The organism is Nocardia sputorum, assembly GCF_027924405.1.
In the GTDB taxonomy this organism is placed as follows: Bacteria; Actinomycetota; Actinomycetes; order Mycobacteriales; family Mycobacteriaceae; genus Nocardia; species Nocardia sputorum.
Map to the genome: position 1 here is coordinate 1,423,313 of NZ_AP026978.1, position 8,722 is coordinate 1,432,034.

7 protein-coding genes are annotated in these 8,722 nt (G+C 67.7%); 1 reads left to right on the top strand and 6 read right to left on the bottom strand.

The window, feature by feature from the left end; genetic code table 11:
• Positions 1-127: 127 nt before the first annotated feature.
• From QMG86_RS06445 to QMG86_RS06455, 3 genes are read right to left on the bottom strand one after another with little or no spacing between them, the layout of a single operon-like run.
• Entirely contained in the window at positions 128-1,018 is an 891-nt protein-coding gene (locus QMG86_RS06445; protein WP_281878280.1) for an ABC transporter permease, read from the bottom strand.
• Positions 1,011-1,868, bottom strand: coding sequence for an ABC transporter ATP-binding protein (locus QMG86_RS06450; protein WP_281878282.1), 858 nt, complete (start codon positions 1,866-1,868; stop codon positions 1,011-1,013). Before QMG86_RS06450 ends, QMG86_RS06445 begins: the two co-directional genes overlap by 8 nt.
• On the bottom strand, positions 1,865-2,947 hold the full coding sequence (locus QMG86_RS06455) for an ABC transporter substrate-binding protein (protein WP_281878283.1): 1,083 nt from the start codon (positions 2,945-2,947) through the stop codon (positions 1,865-1,867). The genes QMG86_RS06450 and QMG86_RS06455 overlap by 4 nt, the downstream gene beginning before the upstream one ends.
• Positions 2,948-3,828: 881 nt before the next feature.
• On the opposite strand from QMG86_RS06455, the gene mgtE reads away from it, so the two are divergent.
• Positions 3,829-5,193 carry a magnesium transporter gene (mgtE, locus tag QMG86_RS06460; protein WP_159838442.1) on the top strand — a complete coding sequence of 455 codons (1,365 nt, stop codon included), beginning with the start codon at positions 3,829-3,831 and terminating at the stop codon, positions 5,191-5,193.
• A 55-nt stretch (positions 5,194-5,248) separates the two neighbouring features.
• Here the strand turns inward: mgtE and QMG86_RS06465 are convergent, their stop codons facing one another.
• The 3 genes from QMG86_RS06465 to QMG86_RS06475 form a co-directional block, all read right to left on the bottom strand.
• Entirely contained in the window at positions 5,249-6,208 is a 960-nt protein-coding gene (locus QMG86_RS06465) for a hypothetical protein (RefSeq protein WP_281878284.1), read from the bottom strand.
• A 127-nt stretch (positions 6,209-6,335) separates the two neighbouring features.
• Positions 6,336-7,298, bottom strand: a complete 963-nt coding sequence (gene nrdF, locus QMG86_RS06470) for a class 1b ribonucleoside-diphosphate reductase subunit beta (RefSeq protein ID WP_067797805.1) — start codon at positions 7,296-7,298, stop codon at positions 6,336-6,338.
• A 548-nt stretch (positions 7,299-7,846) separates the two neighbouring features.
• The gene (locus QMG86_RS06475) at positions 7,847-8,716 is read right to left on the bottom strand and encodes a dioxygenase family protein (RefSeq protein ID WP_281880804.1); all 870 of its coding nucleotides are present in this window, start codon (positions 8,714-8,716) and stop codon (positions 7,847-7,849) included.
• Positions 8,717-8,722 lie beyond the last annotated feature (6 nt).

Consider the following 8,722-nt stretch of genomic DNA (forward strand, 5'->3'; position numbering starts at 1 on the left):
ATCGGGCCGGCGCCAACCGGAAATGCGGGGATGCGGTACTGCGACAAGCGCTGCCACACACCCGCATGAAGTCGACGGCACGCCGTTTGGTCAACGCCTGATCAACCGTGCGCGGGGCAGCCATGGTTCAGGAGTTCGCCGGGGCGCGCCACCGCGACAGGCGGCGTTCGAGGGTGACCAGCAGGCCGTTGAAGGCGAGACCGAGCAGCGAGATGGCGAGGATGCCCGCGTACATGTTCGGGATCGCGAAGTTCTGCTGCGCGGCGGTGATCAGATAGCCGAGGCCGGCCCTGGCCCCGAACATCTCGGCGGCCAGCAGGACCAGGATCGAACTGGCGGCGGCCATCCGCAGACCGGTGAAGACGGACGGCAGCGCCGCGGGCAGGATCACCTTCTGGAACAGGCGCAACGGCGAGAAGCCGAGGGACGCGGCCGATTTGACCAGCAGGGGATCGACGGTGCGCACGCCGGTGATGGTGTTGAGCAGGATCGGGAAGAAGCTCGCGTAGACGACGATGGCGACCTTCGAGGTCTCGCCGATGCCCAGGATGAGCAAGAAGACCGGCAGCAACGCCAGAGCCGCGGTGTTGCGGAACAGCTCGAGGATCGGGTTCAGGAAGTCCGCCACCGGCTGATACCAGGCGATCGCGATGCCCACCGGAATTCCGGCGACCAACGCCAGCGAATACCCGGCCAGCGAACGGTTCAGGCTCGCGGACAGGTGCGTCCACATCTCCCCGCTCGCCACCAAGTCGGCGAACGCCTGGGCGACCACCGAGAACGGCGGCAGGAACACCTCGTCCACCAAGCCGAGCGTGGGGGCGAGCTGCCACAGCAGCAGGAACAGGGCGATCACGACCGTCGGCTTGAACACCCGCCAGGCGAACCGGCTCACCACCCGCAGGATTCGCGGCACGGCGGAGGGCGCCGCCTCGGCCCGCCGCAACGGGGCCGGTCGGGTGGGCGCGGCCGCGGTTTCCCGCACCGGCCGCTCGCTGAGCTGTATGGCGCTAGACATGGGCGGTCCTCTCGGTGGTGGATTCGGCATCGGCCGCGTGGTCGGACAACGACTCCAGCTCCAGGCTCGCGGCCCGCTGGACCTCGCTGTGCAGCAGCGTCCAGATCTCGTGGCGGTAGTCCCGGAACCGCTGGGAGGAGCGGACGTCGTCGTCGGTGTCCCGGTCGATCTCGACGTCGACGATGGCCTTGATCCGGCCGGGCCGGGAGGTCAGCACGGCCACCCGCTGGCCGAGGTACACCGCCTCGTCGATGCCGTGGGTGATGAACAACACCGTCTTGCCGGTGGCCCGCCAGATGCGCAACAGTTCGTCCTGCAGGGACTCCCTGGTCTGCGCGTCGAGCGCGGCGAACGGCTCGTCCATCAGCAGCACCTCGGGATCGAACGCGAGGCTGCGCGCGATGGCGACGCGTTGCTTCATGCCGCCGGACAGCTCGTGCGGATAGCGGTCGCCGAAACCGGAGAGCCCGACCAGTTCCAGGTAGTGCTCGGCGAGTTCCCGGCGCGCCTTGCGGCGCAAACCCTTGGCCTCCAAGCCGAATTCGATGTTGGACCGGGCCGTTCGCCAAGGCAACAGCGCGTACTGCTGGAAGACGATGCCGCGATCCAGACCGGGGCCGGTGATCGGCTTGCCGTCCAGCAGGATCTCACCCGAGGTGGGCTTGCTCAGCCCGCCGAGCAAGTCCAGCAGCGTGGATTTCCCCGACCCGCTGGGGCCGACCAGCACCAGGAACTCGCCCTCGCGCAGCTCCAGCGAGATGTCCTCCAGCGCAGTGAATCGCTCGTGTGACCCGCGCACCGAGAACTGCTTGCGCACTCCGGTCAGCGCTAGTTTGGTCGCCGTGGTCATTTCGCGGCCACCACCTCTCCGGTCGGTCCCGCCTCCGGCTTGTATCTGCCGTTGGCATAGGGGTTGAACTTGTTGGTGAACAGATCCGCGGCCTTCAATTTGCCGTTCGGCAGTTCGCCGTTGCGCACCAGCCAGTCGATCCAGATCTGCAATTCCTTTTCCGCGACCACGCCGCCGGGCACCGGGATCCCGGAGCTCAGCCAGTACGGCACCAAACCGGTGTTCTCATTGCGGCCACGCTTGCCGATGATCTGCGTGAATCGCTCGCGCACCTGCTCGCGGGGCGTCACCTGAAGCCAGCGGATCGCGCGCGCGGTGCCCTGCACGAAGTCCTCGACGGCTTCGGGATTCTTGGCGATGTAGTCATTGCGGAAGACGTAGGTGCCGTAGTCGAACGTGCCGAAGATGGCCTTGTCGGTGTAGAGCGGGTGGATGCCGCCGCGCCGGAGCGCGGTGTCCCGGAAGACGCTGCCCAGCGCGCCGACGTCGACCTGCCCCTTGCGCAGCGCGTCCTCGGTGTTGGCCGGCGGCACGACGACCAGTTGCACCTGCTTGATCTCGTCGTCGGTCAGGCCTTGCTGATGCAGCCACTCCCTGGTGATGAATTCGTGGTGCGCGCCGAGGGTGTTGACCGCGACCTTCTTGCCGATGAGATCGCGCGCCGAGGTGATGCCGGAGTCGTCACGGACGTAGTAGCCGGTGAACGACTCCTCGTCCGCGCCATAGGAACTGAGCACCGAGGTGACTTTCGCCCCGCCCGCGATCAGTTTGACCACCGCGCCGTTGAACGCGCTGCCGAACTCGACCTGGTTGGTCGCCGCCGCCTGGATATTGGCGGGGCCGCTGGTGGTGTCGCCTTCCCAGTGCAGGCTGATCTTCGTGAAATAGCCCAGGTCGTCGGCCAATTCGACAGGATTCACCTGCCCGGTGGCGCCTTGATAGCGCAGCACGGTCTTGCCGTCGGCGGTCTTGGCGGGCGCGGACTCGCCGCAGCCGGTGAGCACGGACAGGCCGGTGAGCACCGCGACGGCGGCGGAGAGAGCGCGGGCGACGCGCCGGGAGGATGGGGGGAAAGGCATGGTTGTTCTTTCGAAGACGAGAAGACGCCGTGCATTTCGATGCCCGGCATCCGGCGACACCACAGCGGGAGCGATGCGGCGGTGGACGACCGCGCGGAGTGTGGTCGCCAGACCACGGCCGCGCTGCTTCAGCGGCAACAGATCCCGTGTGGAACGCGCATGAAGTCGACCGCGCGACGGCGGATCAATGCTGTTGCAGTCGACACTTCGAAACTTTCGTGAGCTGTGCTGGTGCGGCCGGCGCCGGTGACTTTCAGCGCCTGCCTGGCAAACACTGTCCCGGTTCCCAGACCTGGGAGCAACAGTTCGACGCCGACTGCGTATAAACCTGTATTCCGGCGGTTTATGACCATCCGGCCTGGCAGTGCGATAAATCGGCTCGATGACGGTCACACGGCATGATCGTTCGCACAGTCGCGCGTCCCCGCGACGACATCGTGCGGCGCTCCTCGCCGATCCAGGTCGGGCCTGGCTATCGCACTGTGGTGCTAGCGGCCGGATTCGATTCGCCTGCCGTCCCGGTCCTCGCCGCGCAGGGGAGGATGCCGACATTCCGGAACACCGGCGCGAGTTTTCCGGTGCTGAGAAGCGGCTTCGGTCACAGCGAGCCCTCGTGAGGTGATCATTCTCTCCGGAGCGATGTAAGCTGCAAGAGGACGTTTTCGTGTCCGTGCGATGTTGAGCCGAATGGTGCGGATTCCCGAGATCCGCGGCGACGACGAGAGGGAGGTGGGGTAGCGATGCGCAGCGAACCTCCCAGTCGAAGGCCGCGCGGCGCCGCCCCTTCGCATTCCTGAGTCAGGTCGCGACGGCAGGGGCCGGCGCCCGCGGTGTGAATTCTCGAGCTCTCCGTTCACTCACGCATGTGCTGAGGTCCTCCCATGTCGCAGACCGACATCATCGAAGTACGTCCGACGCTGTCCGAATCCCTGCAGGACATCGTCGAAACCCGTCGCGTGGACGCCGCGCTGGACTGGCTCGGCAACCACCCGCCGCACGTCATCGCCGACCAGCTCGCCCGCATGGACGCGGTGCGGGCCGGGATGGCGTTCCGCCTGCTCGACAAGGATCTGGCGCTGGCCGTTTTCGAGGAACTCGAGCCGGTGGACCAGCAGCAGATCCTGCAAGGGCTGCGCGATCAGAGCTTCCGCGACCTGATCGAGGGCATGGCGCCCGACGACCGCGCCCGCATGCTGCGCGAAGCCCCCGCGAAGGTCGCCAAGAAGGCGCTGGCGGGCCTGAGTCCGCGTGAGCGGCGGATGACCGCGAGCCTGCTCGGTTATCCGGAGGGCTCCGCCGGTCAGTTCATGACGCCGGAGGTGGTGGCGCTGCCCCGCGACCTGACGGTGGCCGAAGCGCTCGGCATGGTGCGGGCCAAGGGCGGCAACGCCGAGACGGTGTACACGCTGCCGGTGGTGGACGCGGGCAGGCGGCTGACCGGCATCGTCGAACTGCGCGAACTGGTGCTCAGCAAGCCCGAGACGATGGTGTCGGAGCTGGTCGTCACCGAGCCCGCCTTCGCGCGGGCCACCGATTCCGCCGAGAAGGCCGCCCGCTTGATGCGCGAGACCAACGACATCAACCTGCCGGTGGTGGACAGCGAGGACCGGCTGGTCGGACTGCTCACCATCGACGACGCGGTCGAGGTGATCGAGGCGGCCGACAGCGAGGACGTCGCGCTCCAGGCGGGATCGGCGCCCTGGGAGGGCCACTACATGGCCGCCGGGGTGTTCCAGCTGGCCCGCTATCGGGCGCTGTGGCTGCTGCTGTTGCTGTTCGCGGCGACGCTGACGGTGAGCGTGACCGACTTCTTCGAAGGCACCCTGCAGCAGGCCGCGCACCTGGCGCTGTTCATCCCGCTGCTGATCGGCGCGGGCGGCAACGCGGGCGCGCAGGCCGCCACCGCCTGCGTGCGCGCGGTGGCGGTCGGCGAGGTGCGGGCTTCGGACCTGTTGCGGGTGATCTGGCGGGAATGCCGGGTGGGGCTGGTGCTGGGCTCGCTGCTGGCGTCCGTGGGCCTGGCGATCGGCGCCCTGTTCGTCGGCCCGCGCATCGCCCTGGTCGTGGGCATCACCCTGGTGCTGATCTGCGGCTGGGCTGCCACCATCGGGGGCACCATGCCCCTGCTGGCCAAGAAACTGCGCATCGACCCCGCCGTCGTCTCCGCCCCGATGGTCACCACCCTGGTCGACGCCACCGGGCTGATCATCTATTTCACGACGGCGAAGCTGGTCCTCGGTATCTGAGGGCGTCCTCGATGCCCGCGGCCCGCCGATCGAGCGAAGTGCGGTCGCCGGCCGCTCACGGGAACAGCGTCAAAGCTTGGCGCACAACCTCTTCGAGGGCCGCGTCATCCTTTCCGGTGAGGGAGATGGCCGGTAGGCGCGGCCCGAGCGGATTGCGATTGCCGGTCTCGAGCGGCTGACCCACCGCGACGTTGTAGAACCGCAGTTCGTCCTGGGCATCTCGGTAGACGGTGCGGTTACCGACGGTGAACGCCGGAGCGCCCGAGGTGACCAGCGACTCCGCGCTGTATTCGTACGCGAGACGGATCTCGTCGCCGCGATGGACGAACGTGCAGCTGGAGACTCCTTGCTGCGCAGGCTCGGCCCCGACGCCGAGCTTCGGCAGGACCGCGCAGGGGTCGGCGCCGGTCAGCACCGTGGTGATCGTTTCCGCCGCACTGCCCTGCCGCGGTTCCTTCTTCCATTCGGAGACCGCCGTGCTGATCAGTGACTCGGCGATCGGACATGGCTCGACCCCCAGCGGGGTGTTCACCGACAGGCCGATCGCGGCGGACGAAGGAAACCGTGCCATGGCCGAGCACGAGCGCTGGACGAGTTGCCCGGCTTGCTCGGCGCTCAGCGTGTCCTTGTCCGCCAGCACGTGGACGCTCACGTCGCCGAGCCGTTCGGTCGTACCCCGCTGGTTCTGCACTTCCGGCGCAGGTCCGGCCATGGTCCAGCGGACGGTCTTCCCCTTGTAGCGTTCCGAGCTGTCGAGTTCGGCCTTGCACGAGTTCAGCCCGTCGGTGCCGACGCTGAGCACCTGACCGACCTCGGTCAATTCGGCTCGCGGCAGCAGCGCGCAAGTGTCCATCGCACGCATCCGGCGCAGCACTTCCAGACGCTGGTCGTCGGTCTGCGGCACGGTGGACCAGAACGATCCGTCACCGGTCTGCGAAACCGCCGCCGGACTGTCGTCCTGACATGCGGCAGCGGTCAACAGCACCGCCGCGATCAGAGCCAGCCGTCGGTACATCGAAATCCCCCTCGTCGGATTTGAATGCTCTACAGCACAGAGTCTTTCACGCCGGGTCGGCGAACCAAGACAAGGCTGGGGCCCGGCATGACCGCCGGGCCCAGCACGCTTCACCCCAACCGACGGCTCAGAACTCCCAGTCTTCGTCCTCGGTGTTCACGGCCTTGCCGATGACGTAACTCGAACCCGAACCGGAGAAGAAGTCGTGGTTCTCGTCGGCGTTGGGGGACAGCGCCGAGAGGATCGCGGGGTTGACCTCCGTCTCGTCCTTCGGGAACAGGCCCTCGTAGCCGAGGTTCATCAACGCCTTGTTGGCGTTGTAGCGCAGGAATTTCTTCACGTCCTCGGTGAGGCCGACTTCGTCGTAGAGATCCTGGGTGTAGTCGACCTCGTTGTCGTAGAGCTCGAACAGCAGCTCGAAGGTGTAGTTCTTGAGTTCGTCGCGCTCGGCCTGCGTGACCAGCTCCAAGCCCTTCTGGTACTTGTAGCCGATGTAGTAGCCGTGGACCGCCTCGTCGCGGATGATCAGCCGGATCATGTCGGCGGTGTTGGTGAGCTTGGCCCGCGACGACCAGTGCATCGGCAGGTAGAAGCCGGAGTAGAACAGGAAGCTCTCCAGCAGTGTGGAGGCGACCTTGCGCTTGAGCGGGTCGTCGCCCCTGTAGTACTCCAGCACGATCTCGGCCTTGCGCTGGAGGTTGCGGTTCTCCTCCGACCAGCGGAACGCCTCATCGATCTCCCGGGTGGAGCACAGCGTCGAGAAGATCGAGCTGTAGCTCTTGGCGTGCACCGACTCCATGAACGCGATGTTGGTCAGCACGGCCTCTTCGTGCGGGGTGAGCGCGTCCGGGATGAGGCTCACCGCGCCGACCGTGCCCTGGATGGTGTCCAGCAGGGTCAGGCCGGTGAAGACCCGCATGGTCAGCTGCTTCTCGTCGGCGGTCAGGGTGTTCCACGACGGGATGTCGTTGGAGACCGGTACCTTCTCCGGCAGCCAGAAGTTGCCGGTCAGCCGGTCCCAGACCTCGGCGTCCTTTTCGTCGGGCACCCGATTCCAGTTGATGGCCGACACCCGATCGATCAGTTTCATCCTGCCTCCACGCCTTTCCCGAGCACGCTGCCGTCACGGAATGTCTACCCTGGGGACACTACTCCTAGTGGCTGACATGTCCGGTTAGCACAACACCTTGTGTCGCCGCGACGCGCGTCCACTGGGCGAAAGAACGCCGGGACGCGCCGCGCGCGGCCCCCTATTGTGCGGCACACGTCCTTGCGGGACTACATCGGCACCGGCGGCGGTGTTGCTCCCGGAATGTTTGCCAAGTGGTGGCCGATGGGCCGGGGCCGACGTGTCGGCAGTGCGGCACACAGGCGCGGACGCCCCCTGCCGCGCGGCCGCGAAAGCGTTGCCGGGCTCGCCGATCCGTCTTTTTCCCGGCGCGCCGGATCGCCCGCAGTGCCGCATGTCACCGGCGGCCGAGGACGATCCGGCGGACGTGTCGCGTCGTCGTGCGCCTGCCCCGCGCGCCCACCCGCACCGATCCGACCCGGGGAGCGGCTACGTGGGGCGGTACAGGCAACTGGCGGTCGATGACGCCCCTGCGCGCGCCTCGCCCAGGCCGCGACGCGCACAGCCGGTCACCGTGGAGGCCTGCCACCGGGCGCGCCTCCGGGCGGCCGAGCGCCGGGCGGCGGTCCGGAACCGTTGCCGGACTGCGTGTTCTGTGACTTCTCGGCGACGCCCACGGTCAGCGCGACGCGCAGGCCCGAAGACGGCGCGCCCGTCACGGTGGCCAGTTCCGCGTCCCAGCCGTCGCCGAAGACGTTGTCGGAGGCCAGCGTGACCTGCGCCAGATTGCCGACGCTGCGCGCGTAGCCGGAGTCGTAGGCGAACACCGACTCGCAGGTGTCCTGCGGCAGCGCGATCTGCGAGGTGAGCCGGGCGTTCCGGCCCGCGACCGCGGTCTCCAGCGAGTCGTAGACCTCGAAATGGATGTGCGGCCACCGGCCCGAGTAGCAGGCGGGGAAGATGGACGTGAAGGTCACCTTGCCGTCGGCGTCGGCCACTTGCACGCCGCGCAGATAGTTCTGCTCGGTGACGCCGTCGCTGTAGAGCGAGTAATTGCCGTCCCGGTCGCAGTGCCATACGTACAGCGCCATGCCCTTCCCCGCCGCACCGCTCGCGGCCAGGTCGCGCAAGGTGAGCTCGAGCGTCATCGGGACGCCCTGTGCGACGCCGGAGTAGGAGCCGAACGAACGGGTGATGTCGCTGCGCACCACGCCGGACTCGACGAGGATATTGGGCCCGTTGGACCCGTCGCCCGGGTACGGTCCCGCGGTCTCCTGCGGGGCGGCGGTCGCGCCGCCGGATTGCGCGGTCGTCGCGGAGGCGGTCGTGGTCGTGGGCGTCGTGTCGTTCGATCCCGACGCGCAGCCTGCCGCGACCGCCGCCGCGCCGGCGGTCGCGAGGGAGAACAGCGCGCGGCGCCGGGACATCAGCACCTCCATGTCGTG

What these genes read in the sequence shown, in the direction of transcription:
- QMG86_RS06475 (WP_281880804.1), bottom strand. Translation starts at nt 8,716, where the DNA reads ATGGAGGTGCTGATGTCCCGGCGCCGCGCGCTGTTCTCCCTCGCGACC.
- mgtE (WP_159838442.1), top strand. Translation starts at nt 3,829, where the DNA reads ATGTCGCAGACCGACATCATCGAAGTACGTCCGACGCTGTCCGAATCC.
- QMG86_RS06465 (WP_281878284.1), bottom strand. Translation starts at nt 6,208, where the DNA reads ATGTACCGACGGCTGGCTCTGATCGCGGCGGTGCTGTTGACCGCTGCC.
- QMG86_RS06455 (WP_281878283.1), bottom strand. Translation starts at nt 2,947, where the DNA reads ATGCCTTTCCCCCCATCCTCCCGGCGCGTCGCCCGCGCTCTCTCCGCC.
- nrdF (WP_067797805.1), bottom strand. Translation starts at nt 7,298, where the DNA reads ATGAAACTGATCGATCGGGTGTCGGCCATCAACTGGAATCGGGTGCCC.
- QMG86_RS06450 (WP_281878282.1), bottom strand. Translation starts at nt 1,868, where the DNA reads ATGACCACGGCGACCAAACTAGCGCTGACCGGAGTGCGCAAGCAGTTC.
- QMG86_RS06445 (WP_281878280.1), bottom strand. Translation starts at nt 1,018, where the DNA reads ATGTCTAGCGCCATACAGCTCAGCGAGCGGCCGGTGCGGGAAACCGCG.